At 70.1% G+C, this 21,125-nt stretch carries 20 protein-coding genes; 5 read left to right on the forward strand and 15 right to left on the reverse strand.

Features of this window, described 5'->3' with window-relative positions; all coding sequences use genetic code 11:
* Window positions 1–60 precede the first annotated feature (60 nt).
* From AC1DSZ_RS04865 to AC1DSZ_RS04880, 4 genes are all read left to right on the forward strand, one after another.
* Complete coding sequence (locus AC1DSZ_RS04865) at window positions 61–3,423, forward strand: DEAD/DEAH box helicase (RefSeq protein WP_476837248.1); 3,363 nt, start codon at window positions 61–63, stop codon at window positions 3,421–3,423.
* A 189-nt stretch (window positions 3,424–3,612) separates the two neighbouring features.
* Window positions 3,613–4,923, forward strand: coding sequence for a putative PEP-binding protein (locus AC1DSZ_RS04870; protein ID WP_476837249.1), 1,311 nt, complete (start codon window positions 3,613–3,615; stop codon window positions 4,921–4,923).
* Complete coding sequence (locus AC1DSZ_RS04875; protein WP_476837250.1) at window positions 4,920–5,594, forward strand: DNA-3-methyladenine glycosylase; 675 nt, start codon at window positions 4,920–4,922, stop codon at window positions 5,592–5,594. The genes AC1DSZ_RS04870 and AC1DSZ_RS04875 overlap by 4 nt, the downstream gene beginning before the upstream one ends.
* Complete coding sequence (locus tag AC1DSZ_RS04880) at window positions 5,591–6,562, forward strand: S1C family serine protease (RefSeq protein WP_476837251.1); 972 nt, start codon at window positions 5,591–5,593, stop codon at window positions 6,560–6,562. The genes AC1DSZ_RS04875 and AC1DSZ_RS04880 overlap by 4 nt, the downstream gene beginning before the upstream one ends.
* Before the next feature lie 119 nt (window positions 6,563–6,681).
* Here AC1DSZ_RS04880 and AC1DSZ_RS04885 read toward each other — a convergent pair whose 3' ends face one another.
* From AC1DSZ_RS04885 to AC1DSZ_RS04915, 7 genes are all read right to left on the reverse strand, one after another.
* On the reverse strand, window positions 6,682–6,951 hold the full coding sequence (locus AC1DSZ_RS04885) for a hypothetical protein (protein ID WP_188515891.1): 270 nt from the start codon (window positions 6,949–6,951) through the stop codon (window positions 6,682–6,684).
* 176 nt (window positions 6,952–7,127) lie between these two features.
* Window positions 7,128–7,877, reverse strand: a complete 750-nt coding sequence (locus AC1DSZ_RS04890; RefSeq protein WP_476837252.1) for an ABC transporter ATP-binding protein — start codon at window positions 7,875–7,877, stop codon at window positions 7,128–7,130.
* Window positions 7,878–7,886: 9 nt separating this feature from the next.
* Window positions 7,887–8,633, reverse strand: a complete 747-nt coding sequence (locus AC1DSZ_RS04895) for an ABC transporter ATP-binding protein (protein ID WP_476837253.1) — start codon at window positions 8,631–8,633, stop codon at window positions 7,887–7,889.
* Window positions 8,633–9,649: a branched-chain amino acid ABC transporter permease gene (locus tag AC1DSZ_RS04900; protein ID WP_476837254.1), complete on the reverse strand. Its 1,017-nt coding sequence runs from the start codon at window positions 9,647–9,649 to the stop codon at window positions 8,633–8,635. Before AC1DSZ_RS04900 ends, AC1DSZ_RS04895 begins: the two co-directional genes overlap by 1 nt.
* Window positions 9,649–10,524, reverse strand: coding sequence for a branched-chain amino acid ABC transporter permease (locus AC1DSZ_RS04905; protein ID WP_476837255.1), 876 nt, complete (start codon window positions 10,522–10,524; stop codon window positions 9,649–9,651). Before AC1DSZ_RS04905 ends, AC1DSZ_RS04900 begins: the two co-directional genes overlap by 1 nt.
* Before the next feature lie 368 nt (window positions 10,525–10,892).
* Window positions 10,893–12,023 (reverse strand): ABC transporter substrate-binding protein, encoded by a 1,131-nt coding sequence (locus tag AC1DSZ_RS04910; protein WP_476837256.1) that lies wholly within the window; start codon window positions 12,021–12,023, stop codon window positions 10,893–10,895.
* A 402-nt stretch (window positions 12,024–12,425) separates the two neighbouring features.
* Window positions 12,426–13,085 (reverse strand): lectin, encoded by a 660-nt coding sequence (locus AC1DSZ_RS04915; RefSeq protein ID WP_476837257.1) that lies wholly within the window; start codon window positions 13,083–13,085, stop codon window positions 12,426–12,428.
* Window positions 13,086–13,362: 277 nt separating this feature from the next.
* On the opposite strand from AC1DSZ_RS04915, the gene AC1DSZ_RS04920 reads away from it, so the two are divergent.
* Window positions 13,363–14,073 carry a L,D-transpeptidase gene (locus AC1DSZ_RS04920; RefSeq protein ID WP_476837258.1) on the forward strand — a complete coding sequence of 237 codons (711 nt, stop codon included), beginning with the start codon at window positions 13,363–13,365 and terminating at the stop codon, window positions 14,071–14,073.
* 15 nt (window positions 14,074–14,088) lie between these two features.
* Here AC1DSZ_RS04920 and AC1DSZ_RS04925 read toward each other — a convergent pair whose 3' ends face one another.
* The 8 genes from AC1DSZ_RS04925 to AC1DSZ_RS04960 form a co-directional block, all read right to left on the reverse strand.
* Window positions 14,089–14,868, reverse strand: coding sequence for an SDR family NAD(P)-dependent oxidoreductase (locus tag AC1DSZ_RS04925; protein WP_476837259.1), 780 nt, complete (start codon window positions 14,866–14,868; stop codon window positions 14,089–14,091).
* A complete protein-coding gene (locus tag AC1DSZ_RS04930; RefSeq protein WP_476837260.1) occupies window positions 14,865–15,905 on the reverse strand; it encodes a zinc-binding alcohol dehydrogenase family protein in 1,041 nt (346 codons plus the stop codon). The genes AC1DSZ_RS04925 and AC1DSZ_RS04930 overlap by 4 nt, the downstream gene beginning before the upstream one ends.
* 200 nt (window positions 15,906–16,105) lie before the next feature.
* Window positions 16,106–17,215 carry an enolase C-terminal domain-like protein gene (locus AC1DSZ_RS04935; protein ID WP_476837261.1) on the reverse strand — a complete coding sequence of 370 codons (1,110 nt, stop codon included), beginning with the start codon at window positions 17,213–17,215 and terminating at the stop codon, window positions 16,106–16,108.
* 34 nt (window positions 17,216–17,249) lie between these two features.
* Complete coding sequence (locus AC1DSZ_RS04940; RefSeq protein WP_476837262.1) at window positions 17,250–18,473, reverse strand: UxaA family hydrolase; 1,224 nt, start codon at window positions 18,471–18,473, stop codon at window positions 17,250–17,252.
* Entirely contained in the window at window positions 18,470–18,802 is a 333-nt protein-coding gene (locus AC1DSZ_RS04945) for a UxaA family hydrolase (protein ID WP_476837263.1), read from the reverse strand. The genes AC1DSZ_RS04940 and AC1DSZ_RS04945 overlap by 4 nt, the downstream gene beginning before the upstream one ends.
* Window positions 18,803–18,868: 66 nt before the next feature.
* A complete protein-coding gene (locus AC1DSZ_RS04950) occupies window positions 18,869–19,654 on the reverse strand; it encodes a transporter substrate-binding domain-containing protein (protein ID WP_476837264.1) in 786 nt (261 codons plus the stop codon).
* A 54-nt stretch (window positions 19,655–19,708) separates the two neighbouring features.
* A complete protein-coding gene (locus AC1DSZ_RS04955) occupies window positions 19,709–20,413 on the reverse strand; it encodes an amino acid ABC transporter permease (RefSeq protein ID WP_476837265.1) in 705 nt (234 codons plus the stop codon).
* 5 nt (window positions 20,414–20,418) lie between these two features.
* Window positions 20,419–21,090, reverse strand: a complete 672-nt coding sequence (locus AC1DSZ_RS04960; protein WP_476837266.1) for an amino acid ABC transporter permease — start codon at window positions 21,088–21,090, stop codon at window positions 20,419–20,421.
* Between the last annotated feature and the right edge of the window lie 35 nt (window positions 21,091–21,125).

Here is a 21,125-nt window from a genome sequence, read left to right on the forward strand (position 1 = left end):
GTCGGCGCCCGTTGAGGACGCCTTGGCGGAGGTGATCCGCCGTTGGATTTGCCCCGCCCCATGACCGCTTTGCAAACCACCGCTTCCCAATCCGCCGCTCTCGAAGCCTCCGCTCCCGAAACCGCCGCCGCTTCGGACGCCGCGGCGGCGCTCTCTGTTCCGCCCCAGCCGGCCGCGCTCGCGCTGGCGTTGCTGGACGCCGCAGGCGATCACCCCGGCGGCGTGCTGTTCGTCGCCGGAAGCGAGCGGCAGGCCGAGGAGGTCGGGCGCCTGGCCGAAGCGCTCGCGGTGGAGCAGCCGGTGCTGCGGTGGCCCGCCTGGGACAGCCTGCCCTTCGACCTCGCGCCGCCCTCCGCCGCCGTGATGGGCCGGCGCGCCGCCGTACTCGGGCGGTTGGCGCAGGGCGTCGAGCGCGCGCTGGTGGTGACCACCGCGGAGGCGATGCTGCAGCGTGTGCCGCCGCTGGCGGCGTGGCGCGACGGCGAGCTGACCCTGCGGGCCGGCGACGCCATCGACCCCGAGGCGTTGCGGCCCGAACTCGAGCGTCGCGGCTACTGGAGCGACGAGCGCATCGACGAGCCCGGCGAGTTCGGCATCCGGGGTGGCGTGGTCGACATCTTCCCGGCGGACGCCGGCCGGCCCGTGCGGCTCGATCACGAGGACGGGCGCATTACCGAGATCCGGCGGTTCGACCCCGTGAGCCAGCGCACCCTGGAAAAGCTGGCGGCCGTCACGCTAGTGGCGGCCAGCGAGGATTTCACCCTCGCGGCTCTGCGCGCGGATGCCGGGGAGGAAGGCGAGACCGACGCCGGCGAGTCAGCCCGCGACAGCTTCGCCCAGCGGGTGCTCGCGGCCCATCCCGAGCTCGCCGCGCCGCTCGCACTGCTGGACGACGCCCGTGTGTTGCTCTCGCCCGAGGCGCCCGGCCGGGCCGAAGCCTTTCTGGAACTGGTCGCCGAGGGCGGCGCGCGTCCCGGGGCCGGCCTCTTCCTTGGCGCAGACGCCTGGGAGGCGCTGGCCGAACGCGCCACCGTGCTGGCGTTCACCCCGGAGGCCGACAGCGCCACCCCGAACTTCGCCGGCCAGCGCCTGCCGGAGGAAAGCGCCGCCCGGTTCCTGCGGGCGGAGCGCGAGGCTGGCCGCACGGTGGCGCTCGCCGCGCCGTCGCGCACCTGGCTGCGGGACCTGCGCCGGCTTGCGGCCACGGCGCTGGACGTCGAAGCGCAGGTGGCGCCCTCCTGGGAGGCGGTGCGCACGGCCGACCCGGGCGAGATCGTGCTGGCGAGCATCCCGGCCGACAAGGGTTTCCGGCTCGCCGATCCGCCCCTGACGGTGCTGACGGCCGCGGACCTCTACGGCAGCCGCGCGCGGGTCGCCGCGCAGGCCGCCGCGAGCGCGGCCGTGCTGGCGGGACCGGACCTGCGCTGCGGCGACGTGGTGGTGCACCGCGACCACGGCCTGGCGGTGCTGGAGGACGTCGAAACCGTCGAGACGCCCGGCGCCGGCGCGACCGAGACGATCCGCCTGCGCTTCGCGGACAACAAGATCCTGCTGGTTCCGGCCGACGAGGCCGGGCGGCTCTGGCGCTATGGCTCGGACCCCGACACCGTGTCGCTGGACCGGCTTGGCGGCGAGGCCTGGGAGAAGCGCCGCGCCGAGATCGAGGCGCAGATCCACGACACCGCCGCGCGCATCGCCGCGCTCGCGCTGGAGCGCGCCGCCAGGACCGCCGACAAGCTGGTTCCGCCCCGCGCCGCCTATGAGCGCTTCGCGGCCGGCTTTCCCTATCCGGAGACGCCCGACCAGTCGCGCGCCATCGAGGAGGCGCTGGCCGATCTCGCATCCGGCCGCCCCATGAACCGGCTGGTGTGCGGCGACGTGGGCTTCGGCAAGACCGAGGTGGCGTTGCGGGCCGCCGCGGCTGCCGCGCTCGCCGGCAAGCAGGTGGCGGTGGCGGCGCCCACCACCGTGCTGGCGCGCCAGCACCTGACCGAGTTCACGCGGCGCTTCGCCCGCATGGGCGTGCGGGTGGCGGGCCTGTCGCGCTTCACCAGCCCGGCCGAAGCGCGGGAGGTGAAGCAGGGCCTGGCGGACGGCTCCGTCCGGGTCGTGATCGGTACGCACGCGCTTGCGGCCAAGGACGTCGTGTTCGCGGATCTCGGCCTGCTGATCATCGACGAGGAGCAGCGCTTCGGCTCGCGCCACAAGGCGGCGTTGGCGGCGCTGGGCGAGAACGTCCACGTGCTCACCATGACGGCGACGCCGATCCCGCGCACGCTGCAATCCGCCATGGCGGGGCTGCGGTCGCTGAGCGTGATCGCGACGCCGCCGGCCGCCCGCGTGCCGGTGCGGGCCGTGATCCAGCCCTTCGACGAGACCGCGATCCACGACGCGCTACTGCGCGAGCGCCGGCGCGACGGGCAGAGCTTCGTGGTGTGCCCGCGCGTGGAGGACATCGAGCCCATGCGGGTGCGACTGGCCGAGATCTGGCCGGAGGCCACCGTGCTGGTGGCGCACGGCAAGCAAAAGCCGGCCGAGATCGACGAGGCGCTGATCCGGTTCTCGGACGGCGGCGGCGACGTGCTGCTGGCCACCAACATCGTGGAAAGCGGGCTCGACATCCCCAACGCCAACACGATGGTGGTGTGGCGGCCGGATCGCTTCGGGCTGGCGCAACTGCACCAGCTGCGCGGGCGCGTCGGGCGGGGCCGCCGGCGCGGCGTGTTCGTGATGGCCACCGACCCGCGGCACAAGCTGGGCGCCGGCGCGCGCAAGCGGCTGGAAACCCTGGCGGCGCTGGACCGGCTGGGCGCCGGTTTCGCGATCAGCGCCCGCGACCTCGACCAGCGCGGGGCGGGCGACCTGCTGGGCGAGGACCAGAGCGGCCACATGCGGCTGATCGGCGCCGCGCTGTACCAGGACCTCCTGGAGCGGGCCGTGCTGGCGGCGCGCGGCGAACCGGTCGAGGAGGACTGGACGCCGGCGATCGGCATGGCGGACCCGGGCGCGATCCCGGTGGACTACATCCCGGAGCCTGATGTGCGGCTGGAGCTCTATGTCCGGCTGGTGCGCGCCCGTGGCGAGGCTGACCTCGCGGCGCTTTCGGACGAGATCGCGGACCGCTTCGGCGACCCGCCCGAAACGGTGGAGCGCCTGCTGGAGCGCGCCCGCCTGGCGGTCGCGTGCCGGGCGCTCGACATAGGCCGCCTGGACATGGGGCCCCAGGCGATCGCGGCGTCATTTCGCACCGGCGACGAACCGCCAGCCTGGGTCGCCAAGGTGCTCGACCGCATCAAGGAAGGCCCGGACTGGAAGAACGGCCGCCTCGTCTGGCCCATCGACGCCGCAACCCCGGCCGGCCAACGCGCCCGCGCGCGCAAGCTGCTGGCCTGGCTCCAGGACGGGCGCGAGAAGGTGGGGTGAGGCGCTCTCGCGCCTTCTCCGCGGCACGGAAAGAAGGTGGCGCTCAGCGCCGGATGAGGGGAGTGGCGGGACCACCCTCACCCCAGCCCTCTCCCCGTTCCGGAGAGAGGGGAGGACTGCTGCCGCGGCGCAGCTGCGGCTGCGGCTTGGCCACTCGCGAAATGACGTTCGGCTTCCTATTTCTCTGGAATGAGCGACGGCGGCGGCGAAACGGTGTGGCGAGGGCAGGCGGCGGCGCCCGGTTTCGGGCGTGGGCCGCTATTCGTGGTGGGCGGCGAAATCGGCGACGGCGAGGACAATCCCGCGCGGGTGCGGCCAGCCGTGCTGGACGCGCCCGAGGGCGCGGTGATCGTCGGGGTGGACCTCACGCCGGCCGAATGCGTGGCGCTTTCCGACAGGAACCCGGCCGGCCTGGCGCTGCTGCGCGGCTCGGCCACCAGCCACGTCGCCGTGATGGCGCAGGAGCGCGGCTGGCCGCTGGTGATCCGGCTCGCGCGCGAACCCGACTTCGATCTGGATGCGCTCGGGGGCGAAGCCTTGCTGGACGCCGTGGAGGGGCGGCTCGTGCGCCGGCCGAGCGCCGCGACGGCGGCGGACTTCACGCAACGCGCCCACGCCTGGCGGGAGCAGCGGGCGCGGGACGCCGCGCTGCTGCCGATGCCCGCGGTGACGGCGGACGGGCGTCGCGTGCGGGTGCGGCTCGTGATCGACCAGTTGTCGCAGCTGCGCACGATCGACCCCGCGCATGCGGACGGGATCGGGCTCGTGCGCACCGAGATGCTGTTCGCCAACCGCGCCGCGCTGCCGGGCGAGGAAGGGCAGTTCGCGACTTACAGGATCCTGCTGCAATGGGCCGGGGATCGGCCCGTCGCGATCCGGTTGTTCGACCCGGGCGAGGGAAAGACGCTGCCGGGCGTGGATGCGGGCGCGCTGCGTGGCGTCGCCTTCGGGCTGGCGCATCCCGACATTCTCGGCGTGCAATTGCGGGCGCTTCTGCGGGCGGGCGCGGTGGGCGATCTCACGATCGTGCTGCCCATGGTGGAGAGCCCCGCCGATGTCGCGGCGATCCGGGCCGCGATCGCGGGTGCGACGGAGGCGTTGCGGCGCGCCGGGCGCCCGTTCGGGACACCAAGGCTGGGCGCGATGGTCGAGACCGCCGGGGCGCTGGAGCATGGGGCCGGATTGGGCGTGGAGCGCCTGTCGATCGGGCTCGGCGATCTCGCGGCGGCGCTCGGCGAGCCCCGGATGGCGGCTTCGGCGACGCCCTCGCGGGTGCTGTGCGCCGTCGTGGAGCGCGTGGTCGCGCACGGGGCCGCGCTGGGCGTCGACGTGGCGCTGTGCGGCGCGCTGGCGGCGGATCCGGCGCTGGCCGAAACCTGGCTGCGGCTCGGAGTGCGCGACCTCAGCGCGCCGCCGCCCGCGCTGGCCGCCATGAAGGCCGCAATCGCGGCCGTCGGGGCCGGCGCGGCGGTTGGCGCCGGAGCGGAGGCCACCGCATGATCGACGAGGCGTTTTTCGCCCGCGACGCCGAGACAGTGGCGCGCGCGCTGATCGGCGCGACGCTGCTGGTGGACGGCGTCGGCGGGGTGATCGTCGAGACGGAGGCTTATGACCGGGACGACCCCGCCTCGCACAGCTTTCGCGGGGAAACGCCGCGCAACGGCGCGATGTTCGGGCCGCCGGGGCGCGCCTATGTGTATCGCAGCTACGGCATGCACTGGTGCTTCAACATCGTGTGCGGGCCCGGCCCCACCGGGGCGGCCGTGCTGCTGCGGGCGATCGAGCCTGTGTCCGGGCTGGACGCCATGCGGGAGCGGCGCGGGCTCACGGATCCGCGCCTGTTATGCGCCGGGCCGGGGCGGCTCTGCCAGGCGCTTGGCGTGACGCGGGCGCATGACGGGCTGCCGGTAAGCGCGCCTCCGTTTCGCCTGCTGCCGCCGGACGCGCCGACTGCCGTGCTGGCGGGGCCGCGCATCGGCATCACCAAGGGTGTGGAGACGCCCTGGCGCTTCGCGCTGGCGGGCTCGCGCTTTCTCAGCCGGCCGCTGCGCGAGCCCCGCGTCGGGAGCGACGGACAGACGCAGCGCGGGGGCTTGCCGGGCGGGCGGAACCTCGATCCAATCCCGGACTTGAACCGTAGCAATCGTCTCGACCGAAAGGACTCCCGATGACAACCGACTGGAAGGTGCCCGCCGACGAGCAGCCCCAGGCGGGGGATTTTGGATTCGACCTCGACCGCACCCTCTCCAGCGTGGTGGCGGTGACGTCGCGCGTGCCCGAGGATGCATTCACGGCCGAGACGCTGGGCTCGGAGCGCGCCGGCAACGGCGTGGTGATCCGCGAGGACGGGCTCGTGCTCACCATCGGCTACCTGATCACGGAGGCCGAGGAGGTGTGGCTCACCACCAACACCGGCCAGGTCGCGCCCGGGCACGTGGTGGCGTATGACCAGACCACCGGGCTCGGGCTGGTGCAGACGCTGGGCCGGCTGAACGCGCCCGCGATGCCGCTGGGCGACTCGCGCAAGCTCGCCACCGGCGACCGCGTGGTGGTGGCGGGCGCGGGCGGACGGACCAAGGCGGTGTCGGCCCATGTGGTCGGCCTGCAGGAATTCGCCGGCTACTGGGAATACGTGCTCGACAAGGCGGTGTTCACGTCGCCCGCGCACCCGCATTGGGGCGGGGCCGCGATGATCGGCGAGGACGGCGCGCTGTTGGGCGTCGGCTCGCTGCAGGTGCAGCACCCGGTCGGCCGCGGGCGCGTGGCGCCGCTCAACATGGTGGTGCCGATCGAGCTTTTGCCGCCCATCCTGGACGACATGCTGCAGCTCGGCCGCCCCTCCGCGCCGCCGCGGCCGTGGCTGGGCCTCTACGCGGCCGAGACGGACGAGCGCATCGTGCTGCTGGGGGTTGCGGGCGACGGCCCGGCCCGGCGCGCCGGCCTCAACGAGGGCGACGCCGTGCTGGCGGTGGCGGGCAAGCCTGTGAAAGACCTCGCGACCTTTTTCCGGCAGGTCTGGGCGCTGGGCCCGGCCGGCGTCGACGTGCCGCTGACGCTGGACCGCGAGGGCGACGTGTTCGACGTCACGCTGAAATCGGCCGACCGGCAGCGATACCTGAAGTCGGCGCGCCTGCACTGAGCCTTTGGCGCCGTCCGTCTCGCGGCCCCACCCATGCCCCTCATCCTGTGAGGGGCGTGGTGGTGGGGCAACAACCCAACAGAAGCGCGGCGGGGTTGGCCCGCCGCGCGCGACGGAGATTAGGTGCCCACCGAGTCGGTGACGCACTTCTTGGTGAAGCTGTTCTTGGCCGCGCCGGCGAGCTTCTTTTCGCTAGCGGACATGTCGCAGGCCTTGGCGGCGTCCGTCTGGCACTTTTTCATGAAGCTGTTCATCGCCGCGCCGGCGAGCTTCTTTTCGGTCGCCTGGGCCTTGCAGGACGAGGCCGGCATGGCGGGAGCAGCCGCCGTCTGGGCCAGCGCGCCGCCGGCGCCGATCGCCAGAACGGCAAGCGCGAGTACGATTCTCATTGGATATCCTCCCTCGAAACGGCGCGAGCGCCTGGGAGGATCATCACAACCTAAAGCCGGGTTGGCAATGTGATTACGTGCAAGCTTCGCGGGCTGGAGTGACGTCGGCTCTAGCTTTCTGGCCAGGCATCATCTTTTTCCGCCGACCGGTATCCACCACTTGGCGGGATGACGCCCTAGGCGGCGTCGCCCACCACGCCGCCGAGGAAGAGCTGGCCGACGCGCGGGTCGGCGAGCAGCCTGGCGGCGTCGTCCTGCATGCGGGTGCGGCCGAGCTCCAGCACGAGGCCGTCGTCCGAGATCTCCAGCGCCGAGCGGGCGTTCTGCTCGATCATCAGCACCGAGACGCCCTTCTGGCGCAGGTCCTTGAGGATGCCGAACACCTCCTGGACCATCAGGGGCGAGAGGCCGATGGAGGGCTCGTCCACGAGCATCAGTTGCGGATCGAGCAGCAGCGAGCGGGCGATCTCGAGCAGCTTCTGCTCGCCGCCCGACAGCGTCGAGGCTTGCTGGGCGGCCTTTTTGCGCAGCATTGGGAAGCGCTCCATCAGCGCCTCGACACGCGCCGGGACGTCGACGCCCACGCCGGCCGAGACGCCGCCGAGCTCCAGATTGTGCCGGACGCTGAGCTCCGGGAAGATGTTGCGTCCCTGCGGGACGTAGCAGAGGCCGAGCGATAGCAAGCGCCGCGGCGTCGCATTGGTGATGTCCTGCCCCTTGAAGGTCACCGAGCCGCTGCGCGCCTTCAGCATACCGAAGATGGTCTTGAACACCGTGGACTTGCCGGCGCCGTTGGGGCCGATCACGGTCGTGATCGTGCCGGGGCGGACGTCGAAACTCGTGCCGTTGAGGATCGTCATCTCGCCATAGCCGGCGACGATGTCCTTCACGCGCAACACGGGCTCATCCGCAATCGAACCGGACATGCTGGCTCCTCAGTGGCCCAGATAGGCGTCGATGACGGTTTGGTTGGCGCGCACCTCGGCGGGCGTGCCCTCGGCAATCTTGCGGCCTTCGGCCAGCACCACCACGCGGGTGCACAGGCGCATCACGAAGTCCATGTTGTGCTCGATCACCACGAATGTGGCGCCCTGCTCGAGGTTGATGGCGCGCAGGCGCTCTTCCAGGTGGCCCAGCATGGTGAGGTTGACCCCGCCGGCCGGCTCGTCCAGCAGCACCATGCGGGGGCCGGCCATGAACGCCATGGCGGCGTCCAGCAGCTTCTGCTGACCGTAGCTGAGACCGCCGGCTTTCTCGTCGGCGAGATGGCCGAGGCGAAAGAACGCGATCATCCGGTCGGCGTCGGGCGTGAGGCCGACGTCGCGCTTGCCGAACAGGCGCGACGCCATGGAGCCCTTGTGCTCCTGGCCGGCCAGGATGAGGTTCTCGCGCACGGAGAGCTGCGGGAACACCTGCAGCAGCTGGAAGGTGCGGCTCACCCCGCGCCGGTTGATCTCGGACGGGCGCAGGCCGGTGACGTCCTGGCCGTCCAGCACCACCTGCCCCTCGGTGGGCTTCAGCTGGCCGAGGATGCAGTTGAACAGCGTGGACTTGCCGCAGCCATTGGGGCCGATGATGCCGAGGATCTCGCCCTCGCGCACCTCGAACGAGACGCCGTCCACGGCCGTGATGCCACCGAAGCGCTTGCGGATGTCGCGCACTTCCAGGATGGGGCCGGCCATCACGGCTTCTCCGGGCTGAGCGCGGGCGCGTCGAGCGTCGCGCTCGCGGCGGCGCGCTCGGCGCTGGCGCGGCGGGTCTTGCGGTTCGCGACCCAGCGGTCGGCGACGCCGAGCAGGCCGGTGGGCGAATAGATCAGCAGCCCCATCACGAAGGCGGCGTAGATGACGAGGTACCACCCATGGGCGAAGCGCAGCCACTCGGGCAGCAGCACCGCGATGGCGGCGCCCAGGAAGGGGCCGAAAAAGAAGCCCGAGCCACCGACGATCACCATCATGAGGATGTTCAGCGACAGCGCCAGCGTGAAGGGCGTCGGGTCCACGAACTCCACCAGCGGGGCGTAGACCGCGCCCGCGAAGCCGCCCATCGCGGACCCGATCGCAAAGGCCATCAAGGTGTATCGGCGGGTGTCGACGCCCAGCGACAATGCCCGCACGGGGTTCTCGCGCAGCGCCACGAAGGCGCGGCCCCAGGGCGAGCGGACGATCCAGGCCAGGAACGCGGTGGCGATCGCCAGCATCGCGAGGCAGAAATAGTAGAAGGCCAGCGGGGTTGCGGTGGAGATTCCGAAGATGGTGGGGCGCTTGAAACCCATGATCCCGTAGATGCCCTTGGTGAGCCATTCCTCGTTGCGGAACACGAGATAGACCAGCGTCGAGAAGGCCAGCGTCACGAAGGCCAGATAGTGGTGCTGCACCCTCAGCGCCGGGTAACCCAGCAGCCAGCCGATCGCGAAGCTGAGGCCGACCGCGACCACCAACGGCACGATGAACGGCATGCCGTTGGTGGACAGGATCGCGACCGCATAGGCGCCAATGCCCACGAAGGCGCCCTGCGCGAGCGAGACCTGCCCGGCATAGCCGAGCGTCAGGTTCAGCCCCATGGCGGCGATGGTCATCACGGCCCAGAGGCTCATGATGTAGACGCCGTAGCGGCTGAGTCCGAGCGGGACGAGCAGCAGGAACAGCAACCCGGCCGCCAGGGCGGCGGCGCGCAGCGTGGCGGCGTTCGCGCCCATCAGACGGTGCGCTCCTCGGCGCGGCCAAAGAGGCCCTGCGGCCGGAACAGGATCACGGCGATCAGCAGAAACAGCGGCACCGCGCCGCGATACTGCGTGGACACATAGGCGGCGGCGAAATTGTCGACCACGCCGAGCAGCAGCCCGCCCGCGATGGCGCCGCGAATCTGGTTGAAGCCGCCCACGATGGCGGCGATGAAGGCCGCGAGCCCCAGCGTCTCGCCGGACGAGAACTTGGCGAGGTAGACGGGGCTCACCAGAAACGACGCCAGCGCGACGAGGCCGGCGTTGATCAGGAACGTGTAGAGGATCATCCGCTCCACCGGGATGCCAAGGAGGCGCGCCACCGAGGAGTTCTGCGCCGTGGCCTGCATCTGACGGCCCGTGGAGGTGCGCATCAGGAACGCCTGCAGGGCGAACACGACCACGAGCGCGAACAAGAAGATCGAGACGCTCTGGAGGGAGATCTGCGCGCCCAGGAGCGAAACGTTGCCGCCGGGGACGAAGGACGGAAAGGGCGACGCCTCGGCGCTGTAGCTTTCCTTGACGCCTTCCTTGAGGAAAATCGACAGCGCCATGGTGCAGATCGCGAGCGGCAGCACGCCGTGGCGCAGCATCGGGTCCACGACGGCGCGCTTGAACAACGCGCCGAGCACCAGCATGGAGGCGCCGAGCCCGATCAGCAGCGCCAGCCACAGCGGCGCCTTCAGGTTCAACGCAGCCAGCACGAAGAAGGCCGGCAGCATCACGAATTCGCCCTGCGCGAAATTGATGGTCTGCGACGTCTGCCACAGCAGCGTGAAGCCGATCGCCACCAGCGCGTAGATCGCGCCGGTCGCCAGCCCCGCCATCAGGAGGTTGATCATGTTCGCCATGCTGCGTCCGTGTGTGGCGTCAGTGAGCCCCGCCGTCATTGCGAGCTGGAGGCGAAGCAATCCAGTCTAATTGCCGGGCTTTAGACTGGATTGCTTCGCTGCGCTCGAAAAGACGGCGAGAATGGTCCGTCGATCCCGGTCATACTCTATCTGTCATCCCCGGCGGCGCGGAGCGCCGGGAAGGGGATCCAGGAGTGAGCGCGGCGGCTCTGGATCCCCTTCCCGCGCCTACGGCGCGCCGGGGATGACGGCGACCCTTCAGGCATTCCGGAGTCCCGCGTCCTTCGAGACGCAGGCCCAAGCGGGCCTGCTCCTCAGGATGAGGGAGCGGCCCCGAAACAAAGCCCGGGACCGCACTTGGTCATCCCTTACTTGTTCATCTTCGGCAGCACGGTCTTGATGACCTGCTTGCCGTTGACCACCTCGCCCATGAAGCTTTCGCGGTCGAGGTCGCCGTTCTTGTCGATGGTGAGGTCCATCAGGATGCCGGGCTCGGCGGCGGCCGAGATTGTGAGGCCCTTCAGCGCCTCGGGCAGGCCCTTCGGGTCGACCTTGCCCATCTTCTCGGTGGCGGCCTTGATCATGTAGACGCCGAGGTAGCCCTTGATGCCGTTGTGATCCGGCACGTAGTTGTACTTCGCCTGGAAGCGCTTGCCATATTCCTGCAGCGCGGGAAGCGGGGCGTCGACCGTGAGGCCGACATGGCCGCGCGCGCCGTTGGCGGCTTCGCCCGCGAGCTCGATCACCTTCTGGCCGAGCAGCGTGGTTTCGCCCACCAGCGGCGCGGTGACGTTCTGGCGACGCAGCTCCTTGAGGGCGCGGGCGCTCTCCTCCTCGTTGAGGTAGACGAACACGGCGTCCGGGTTGCTGTTCTTGACCTTCACGACGTCGGCGGCGAAATCCGCCTGGCCGGCCTCGGTGGAGAGGTCCGCCACGATCTTGACGCCGCGGGCGGTGAGCTCCTTGGTGACCATGTCGCGGCCGCCCTTGCCGAAGTCGTTGTTGACCCAGACGAGCGCGACGCTCTTGGCCTTCACGTCCTCGGCCAGGTACTTGGCGATCTTGGGCATGGAGGATTGCTGGCCGAAGCTGGTGCGGAACAGCGTGCCGAAGCCCAGCTGAGTGAGTTCGGCGGCCTCGCCGCCCATCACCTGCGCGACGCCGGCCTGCGCGGCCAGTGGGGCCGTGACCTTCACGGAGCCCGAATAGCCCGGGCCCAGAAGCGCATAGGGGTTCTCGTCCAGCGCCTTCTGCACCAGCGCGCGGGCGACGCCCGGGTTGCTCTGCGAATCGTAATGCGTGACCTCGATCTTGCGCCCGAGGATGCCGCCCTTGGCGTTGATCTCCGCGATCGCGAGGTCGGCCGAGTTCTTGAAATTCGTCCCCACGGTCGCGCCGGGGCCGGAGAGCTCGCCGACGCTGATCAGCTTGATGCTTTGCGCGTGAGCGGGCGCCATCAAGGCGGCGGACAGGACCAGGGCGCCTGCAATCTGCTTCATCGTTTCCTCCTCTGCGGCGTTCAAGCGCCGATCATTGTGCCGTGGTGAAAGCCAGGCTCCCGCCGCCATCCGGGCGACTTGCCGTTCTCACGGGTTCATAAACGGCGTCGCTTAAGCCATGCCGTTCAGGTCCGATCAACCCAATTTCGCACCGAAACTGATGCGATCTTCGGGGTCGGCGTCAATGACCAAGTTCGAGGTGGTGCGTAAGGCTCGCTACCGCCAGGGCGCGAACTGTCTCCCGCGCAGCGGGGGAGATGCCGGCGCAAGCCGACGGAGGGGGCGGCTGAGCGCCGGAAACGAAATGGCCAGCGCTCGACCGCCCCCTCCCTGCCCTCCCCCGCTGCGCGGGAGAGGGTTCCACATCGCGCGCCCGGCGCGCCTCGGCAGGCGCCGATGCACTCAGTTGGCCGCGAAGCAGTAGAGCAGGCCGGCGCCGCCGGTGCTCTTGAGGTCGTCCTGCGTGCAGCCGCCGCCGGGGCCGCGCGAGGGGTGGGACGAGTTCCAGGACTTGGCGGGCGCGCTGTCGTCGAGGCCGGTGCGGTCGGAATGGCCCACCATGGCGGAGCCGGCCGTGCTGCTGGTCCAGTTGCGGCAGGTCATGTCGGCGTCGCCCGTGAAGGCCTTGCCGTCCGGCGTGGAGCCGGTGAGAACGTCATGCGTGTTGGGCTGGTCGCCGCGGCCCTTCACGATCTCGCCCTTTTCGGTGAGGGCGGTCTGCTTGGTGAGCGCGTTGGGGCCGTGCAGGTCCTCGACCGACTTGGCGATGGTCTCGCCCTTCGCGTTGACCCAGGGCCCGGCCCCAATGCGGTCGCGCGCGTTCACGGCTCCAGCGCCCTGCGTGCTCAGATAGGCGCGCCAGGTGCGCGAGCCCGCTCCGGCGGAGGCCGCGAGCGTCTGGCAATGCTGGTCCGCGCCCGCGAGGCCGCCCAGGTCGCCGCCCTTGCCGACGCCCGCGCTGGTGACGAAGAAGGTCATCGGGTTCGCGTTCTGCGCCGCGGCCGGGCCGGCCAGGACACAGAGCGCCGCGGCGGCGCCGAGCGCCAGTCTTGCATTCTTCATGGATTCCATCCTCCCTTGCGGAGGCCGGCGGCTGCATGGGCGGCCAGTCGCTCCGTATGCGGCCAGGACGCCGCGCGCTGAGCCTAGCTCAAAGCCGGGCGCACGGCGCAACCGAAGCGGGAAAATGGGCCCCACGCTTACGCAAACGTGATCAGCGCGGCGCGTGCAACCTTGCCAATCCGGGACGACGACGGCAAGTTGCGGCCAGCGAGTTGTTCAGCAGTTGTTCACCCGCATGGCGTTTGGTCGGGTGATGGCAGAGGGGCGTTGTAGCGAGATGATCATGAACGGCAGGAACGCGGACGCGCATGCGGCGATCGGCAACGCCCGGCTTCAGCCTGGTTCGGAGGCTCTGAGCCGGCGCTCGTTTCTGATCGGCTCGGCCGTCAGCATGGGCGCGCTCGGGCTGGCGGGATGCGCCACCACGGACGGTCTGAGCCGCGCCGAGGCGGCGCTGATGTACGGCCCCATGCCGAACGAGAAGTTCCCGATCCCGGCCGTGGATCTCAGCCAGGTCGACCCGAAGTATTTCCGCCGCACGGTGCGCTACGAGAGCAAGGAAGCGCCCGGCACGATCGTGGTCGACCCCGCGAACTACTATGTCTATCGCATCGAGGGCGATGGAAACGCGACGCGCTACGGCGCAAATGTGGGCCGCTCGGGCTTCCTTTGGAGCGGCGAGGCCTATGTGGGGCGCAAGTCCGAATGGCCGACCTGGACGCCGCCGGCCGAAATGATCAAGCGCCAGCCCGAGGCCGCGAAATACGCGCGCGGCATGCCGGGCGGCCTGGAAAACCCGCTCGGCGCGCGGGCGCTCCACCTCTACCAGAACGGCAAGTACACGCTGTACACGATCTACGCGAGCAGCGCCCCGGAGACGATCGGCACCAACCTGACGAGCGGCTGCACGGGCCTGCTCAGCCAGGACATGATCGACCTGTACAATCGCACGCCGGTGAAGACCAAAGTGATCGTGCTGCCGGCCTAAGGCCCGGCAGGCGCGCTAGAAGGCGTGCAGCGCGCCGCCGTCGACCACCGTGATATGGCCGGTGACGTAGTTGGCGGCGGCGGAGGCCAGGTAGGTCATCGCCCAGCCGATGTCCTCGGGCTGGCCGAGCCGGCCCATCGGGATGCGGCCGTCGATCTTGGCCCGGCGGGCCGGATCGTTCGCGGTGGCGCCGCGGAAGAGCGGCGTGTCGATCCACCCCGGCGCGACGCCGTTGACGCGCACGCCGCGCGGCGCGAGCTCGGTGGCGAGCGCCCGGATCATCCCCACATGGGCGGCCTTGGAGGCTGAATAGCCGGAGACGTTGGGGATCCCCAGGAACGAGCTCATCGAGGCCGTGAACAGGACCGAGCCCCGTCCGGCCTCGATCTGCGGCAGGAAGGCGCGCGTGAGCGCGAAGGCGCCGGAGACGTGGACGTCCAGCACGGACTGGAACTCGGCGGGCGTCATCTGGTCGATCGGCTTCTTGACGGTGCTGCCGGCGTTGTTGACCAGGATGTCGACCGCGCCGCGGGCCTCGCGGACCCGGGCGGCGAAGCGCTCGGCTTCGTCCACCTTCGTGACGTCGAACGCGAGGCCGGCCGTGTCCGGCCCGAGTTCCGCGCACGCGGCCGCGAGCTTCGCCTCGCTCGTGCCCACGATCGTCACCCTGGCGCCGGCCAGCAGGAAGCAGCGCGCGATCGCGAGGCCAAGCCCACTGCCGCCGCCGGTGACGAGGGCGTGGCGGCCGTCGAGGCCGAAGGCGGCGCGGATGGGGTCTGCGGCGGGGGCGCTCATGCGGGCTGCTCCAAGGGGTGCTGCACGGCGATCATAATCTTCGTGAAGGCGCCGGGATCGGCGTCCCAGTCGCGCATGGCGTCGCCGGCCTCGGCGAAGCTGGCGGTGCGGGAGACGATGAGGTCGCCGATTTCGGGGCGGGCCTGGAGCACCGCGATGACGTCGGCGAAATCCGCGAGCGTGGAGCCGCGCGAACCGCGGATATCCATCTCCTTCATGAGGAAGAAGCGGGTCTCGTAGGTGACCGGGTATTTGGCGTAGCCGACATAGACCACCCGCCCGCAGGAGCCGACGAGATCCACGGCCTGCCGGAACGTGACGTCAGCGCCGACGGCCTCGATCACCACCGAGGGCCCGTCATCGCCGGTGAGCCTCGCGACCTCGGCGGCCACGTCTCGGCTGGAGGCGTCGATGACATCCTCGGCGCCGAGCCCGCGCGCCTGCTCGAGCTTGCCGGCGGCGAGGTCCACCGCGATCACGCGCGCGCCGGCCGAGACGGCGCCGAGCACCGCGCCGAGGCCGATCACGCCGCAGCCCAGCACCACGACGCGCTCGCCGGCTTGCAGCTCCGCCCGCCGGACGGCGTGGAAGCCGACGGCCAAGGGCTCGATCAGCGCCAGATCGCGCAGCGCGAGGCCGTCCACCGGGATGACCTTGCCGTGCGGCACGCAGACGAACTCGGTGAGCGCGCCCTCGCGCTGGACGCCCATGGTCTGGTTGTGCTTGCAGGCGTTGGGCCGGCCCATCCGGCAAGCGTTGCACTGGCCGCAGTTGAAATAGGGCAGCACGCAGACCTGCTGGCCAACCCTGAAGCCGGCGGGAACGCCCTCCCCTAGGGCCTCGATCACACCCGCGATCTCGTGGCCGGGCACGCGCGGATAGGACACAAGCGGGTTGACCCCGCGGAAGCTGTTCAGGTCCGAGCCGCAATAGCCGATGAACGAGACGCGGACACCGATCTCGCCCTCGCGTGGTTCGGGGCGCGGGAGGTCAACGAAGGAGACCTCGCCGGGGCGGTCGATGGAAAGCGCGCGCATGGTGGGCTCCTTGCTGCTGGGAGATCGCTCGCTGAACGCCCTCATCCTGAGGAGCCATGCGACAGCATGGCGTCTCGAAGGACGAGGGATCCAGAACGCTCGACCCTGGTCACGTACTGGAGTCCCTCGTCCTTCGAGACGCATCGCCAAGGGGCGATGCTCCTCAGGATGAGGGGCATTCTGGTTATTCGGCTCCGCCCTCAGACGATCGCGACGGTGCAGCGGTCGATGTCCGCCCAGTCGAGCTCGACGCCGAGGCCGGGCTTGGTCGGCAGCATCGCCATGCCGTTCTGGATCGGCAGCGGCTCGGCGAGGCCGAACGCGAAGCCCTCGACCGGGTAGAGCAGCTCGAAGAAATCGCAGTTCTTCACGGCCGCGCAGCAGTGGAGGTTCACGATCTCGGCCGGATGGAAGATCGAGGTGTGGATCTCGCAGTTCACCCCGAAGGCCTCGGCGAGCCGGGCCGTCTTCATCACGCCGGTGACGCCGCCCGTCCACGACACGTCGGCGCGGACGCGGTCGACCACGCGCGTCGCGATGCATTCGGCGATGCTGTAGGGGTGCTTGGCCAGCACCTCCGTGCCGACCAGCGGGATTTCGAGCGTGCGGGCGAGATCGCGCAGCTGATGCACGTCCTCGTCGTAGAGCGGCTCCTCGAACCAGTAGTAGTCGAGCTTTTCCAGCGCCCGGCCGAAGCGGATCGCCTGTTCGAGATTGTAGGTCGAGACCGGGTCCGACATCAGCGTGAAGTCGGGGCCGACGGCCTCGCGCACGAGGCGGTGCGCCTCCAGGTCCTCGGCGATGTCGGCGCCGGGGGTGTGCAGCTTGTAGGCCTTCAGCCCCTCCGCCTTGGCGCGCAGCGCCTCGCGGGCGTAGTCGGCCGGCTCCTTCAGGATCATGGAGCTGCCATAGACCGGGACGCTGTCGCGGTAGGCGCCCAGATATTTGTAGAGCGGCTGGCCGGCGGCCTCGGCCGAAAGCAGCCACTGGCAGGTGTCGAAGGGGCCGTAGGCGTAGATCGGCAGGTGGCCCCACCAGCGGTCGGCGGTGCGGAACTCGTGCCAAGCCTTCTCGCGGTCGCGCGGGTCGCGGCCGATCATGAAGGGGCGCAGCGTGTCGGCGATGAGCTTGCCCGCGCCTTCGGCCGAGCGGCCCGCGAAGCCGAAGGTCGAGGCCTGGTGGCCGGTGTCGGTTTTCAGCGTGACGACCAGGAACTGGAAGGCGGCGAAATCGCCGGTGCGGAACGCGCTGGTGTCGAAGGCGTCCGGCGCGCGCCGGCAGCAGCGCACTTCGACGTCGGTGATCTTCATGGGGGCCTCGTGGTGCAAATATCAGGCGATGGGCTCACGCCGCCGGAAGGCAGGCGGGGCCGATCGGCTCGAAACTCTTGTAGGTGAGGGCGAACTCGCGGTGACCGAGCTCCTCGGACTTGGTGCGTGCGCCCTGCGCGAGCGACAGCACGAGGTCGCGGATTTCGCGGCCGACGTCGTCGAGCGAGGCCGCCCCATCCAAGATGCGGCCGGCGTCGACGTCCATGTCGTCCGCCATGCGCCGGTAGGTCTCCGGGTTGGCGCAGATCTTCACCACCGGCGAGATGGCGGAGCCCACCACCGAGCCGCGCCCGGTGACGAACAGCACCGCGTGGCTGCCGCAGGCGATCAGTTCGGCGATTTCGGCCGTGTCGTTGATGTTGGGGAAGCCGAAGCGCACTTCGCCGTCCGGCACCACGTCGAGCAGGTAGAGCCCGCCGCGAGGCGGCCGGTCTGCCGGCTTCAGCAGGCCGGAGATCGCAGAAGAGCCCGACTTGGCGTAGGCCCCCATCGACTTCTCCTCGATAGTGGAGAGCCCGCCGTCGGCGTTGCCGGGCGCGAAGGAGCCGTAGCCCAGCGTCGCGTAGTAGCGCGCCGCCTTGGCGACGCTCTGCTCCAGGATGCCGGCGAGGTCCGGCGTGATCGCGCGGCTCGCCATGATGTGCTCGCAGCCGATAAGTTCGCCGGTCTCCTCGAAGATGCAGGCGGCGCCGTCGTTGATCAGCATGTCGAAGGCGCGCCCGGCGGCCGGGTTGCCGGTGATGCCCGAGGTGCCGTCCGAGCCGCCGCATACGGTTCCGACGATGAGCTCGCTCACCGCCATCGGAACGGTTTCGGCGTTTTCCAGAGCAGCGCGCTGGGCCTCGATCCAGGCCTGCCCTTCCGCGATGGAGCGCCGCGTGCCGCCGCTCGCCTGGATGACGATGGTCTCCACCGGCCGGCCGCTCTCGCGCACCGCATGCGCGAGGCCGTATTTATCGAAGCTCTCGCAGCCCAGCGACAGCAGCAGCACCGCGCCCACATTGGGGTGCGTGCACAGCGCCTCCATCATGCGCTGCGCATAGGCGTTGGGGAAACAGCCCGGGAAGCCGATGAGGTGGACGTCGGCGTCGCGGAACGGCCAGGCGATCTCGCGCGCAACGTGATGCGCGCACTCGACCAGATAGGCCACCACCACGGTGTTGCGGATGCCCTTGCGGCCATCGGCGCGCAGATAGCCGCGCAGCGCGGGCTCGGGATGGGTTTCAGCCAGGGTCATGCCGCCGATCCTCCGTGCCGCGCCCGGGCTTCGTCGAGCGTGTGCGTGGCCGTGTAGTCGCTCTTCATGTTGTGCACGTGCACGTGGTCGCCGGGCGCGATCGCGGCCACGGCCGAGCCGATCGGCGCGCCGTATTTCAGCACCTTCTCGCCGGCCTGGATGGGCCGGCACGCGACCTTGTGGCCGAGCGGGATGTCGCGGGCGGGCGTCGCGACGCGTCCGGCGACCCGCACGGGAAGCCCGGCCTCCAGCCGCTGCCGGACCACCGCGACGTTGTCGCGCGGATCGAGGCGGATGAGGCGGGGATCGAGATCGTCCGGATCGGCCATGGGTTCGCTCTTCTGCAACAGCGGGTGGCGGAGCCCGCCCGATGCGGGCCCCGCCGTGTTTTTCGGTCAGAAGCGGGGCAGCTCGGGATTGGCCGCGCCCATCCACTTCTTCTGCAGGGCCTGGATCTCGCCCGTGGTCCACAGCATGAAGATGTCGGTGTTCAGCCAATGCAGGAAGTCGTGCTCGCCGCGGCGGATGCCGAGGCCCATGGGGGCGCTTGCGACCGGGAACTTGGTTTCGAGGTTCGGGCTCTTCTGGCTGAAGACCTGCGCGAGGCCGCCGCTGGTCACGATGCCGTCGACCTGCCCGGCCAGAAGCGCCTGGCTGGTGGAGGCGTCATCGTCGTAGCGCTGGATGGCGGTGCCTTCCACGGCGCGCTTGGTGAGCGCGATGTCGTTGGTGGTGGAGCGCGTGACGCCGATCTTCTTGCCCTTCAGGTCGGCGAGGCTGCCGAACTTGTTGTCCTTGGGGGCGAGCAGCACCTGCTGGTCCACATAGACCGTGTTGGTGAACGCGATCGCCTTGGCGCGCTCGGGCGTGATCGAGAAGGACGAAATCACGAGATCCAGCTTGTTGCTGGTGAGGTTGGGGATGCGGTTGGACGCCACCGTGTCGACGATGTTGATCTTCACGCCGAGGTCGCGGGCGATCAGCTTGGCGAGCTCCACGTCGTAGCCGTCCGGCTCCATGGAGCTGTTGGTGAGGCCATAGGGCGGCGTGCCGAGGCTGACTCCGACATTGATGACGCCGCGCTTGATGATGTCGTCCAGCAGGTTCTGGGCCGACGCTACGCCAGCGGACACGATGGCGAGGCCGAGGCCGAGCACGGCGGCTTTCAAGAAGGTTCTCATGGTTCGCTCCCTTGGTATGTATGCGGCGACGGCTGGGCCGCGCTTTTTCGTTGGCTACTGGATGGCGGCGGCGAGCGCCGCCGGTTGCGCCGTCGCGGCTTTGGCCCGCGCGCCCTGGCCGCGCATGCGCTCGTCGAGGCGGCGGCTGAGATAGGACAGGCAGGAGCAGATGACGAAGTACATGGCCCCGACCGTCAGGTAGACGCTGAGCGGCTGGAAGGTCGCATTGGCGACGATCTGGCCCGCGCGGGTGAGCTCCACGAAGCCGATCACGGACGACAAAGCCGTGTTCTTCACCAGCTGGACGAAGAAGCCGACCGTGGGCGGAATGGCGGCCCGGATGGCCTGCGGGACGATGACGTGGCGCATCGTACCCGGCCAGTCGAGGCCCAGCGCCGCCGCGCCTTCCCACTGGCCCCTGCCGACGGACTCGATCGAGCCGCGCCAGATCTCGCCCAGAAACGCCGCCGCATAGAGCGTGAAGGCGACGCCGGCCGACACGAGCGGCGGCACGTCGAAGCCCGCGAAGGCGACGCCGAAATAGGCGATGAACAGGAGCACCAGAAGCGGGATGCCCTGCACGACGTAGATATAGGCCGCCGCCGCCCCGCGCAGCGCCGGAAAGATCGAGATCCGGGCGAGCATCAAAAGCGCGCCGAAGATCGCGCCGCCGAACAGCGCGACGGTGGAGAGCAGCAGCGTCCACAGCCCGGCTTGCGCCAGGAAGCCGACATGGTGCCAGGAGAAGGTCTGGAACATGCCGCTCACCGCGCCGCGTTCTTGAACGTGAAGGCGTTGTGCCCGATGGCGCTGAACACGCCCTTGAACGCCGCCGTGAGCACGAGATAGAGCGCCGCCACCACCAGGAAGGCTTCGAGGCTGCGGAAGGTGAGGCCCTGGATGTCGTTGGCCGCGCCGGTGAGCTCGGGCACCGAGATGGTCGAGACCACGCTGGAGGCCAGCATGATGAGGATGAACTGGCTGGTCAGCGCCGGATAGACGCTCGCGAGCGCCGGCTTCAGGACCACATGGCGGAACGTCTGGGTCGGCGACAGGCCGAGCGCCCGGGCGGCTTCCACCTGGCCCTTGTCGATGCTCTCGATGCCGGCGCGCACGATCTCGGTGACGTAGGCGCCGGCGTAGAGCGACATTGCGATCACGGCCGCCGTGATGGCGTTGAGCCGCAGGCCCAGCGACGGGAAGCCGAAATAGACCACGTAGGCCTGCACCAGGAAGGGCGTGTTGCGGATCAGCTCGACATAGAAGAACGCGACCGCCCGGGCGGCGCGGAACCGCGACAGGCGCGCGGCCGCGCCTGCGACGCCGATCAGGAGGCCCAGCAGCGTGGATGCGATGGACAGGCCCACCGTGAAGGCCGCCGCATGCGCGAACACGTCCCAGCGCGAAAGCGTGCCGGAGAAATCGAAGTAGAACATGGTCCTCCCCGGTTCCGGCTGTTTCCGCCGGACTC

This window comes from Alsobacter sp. P4_H11 (assembly GCF_056400925.1).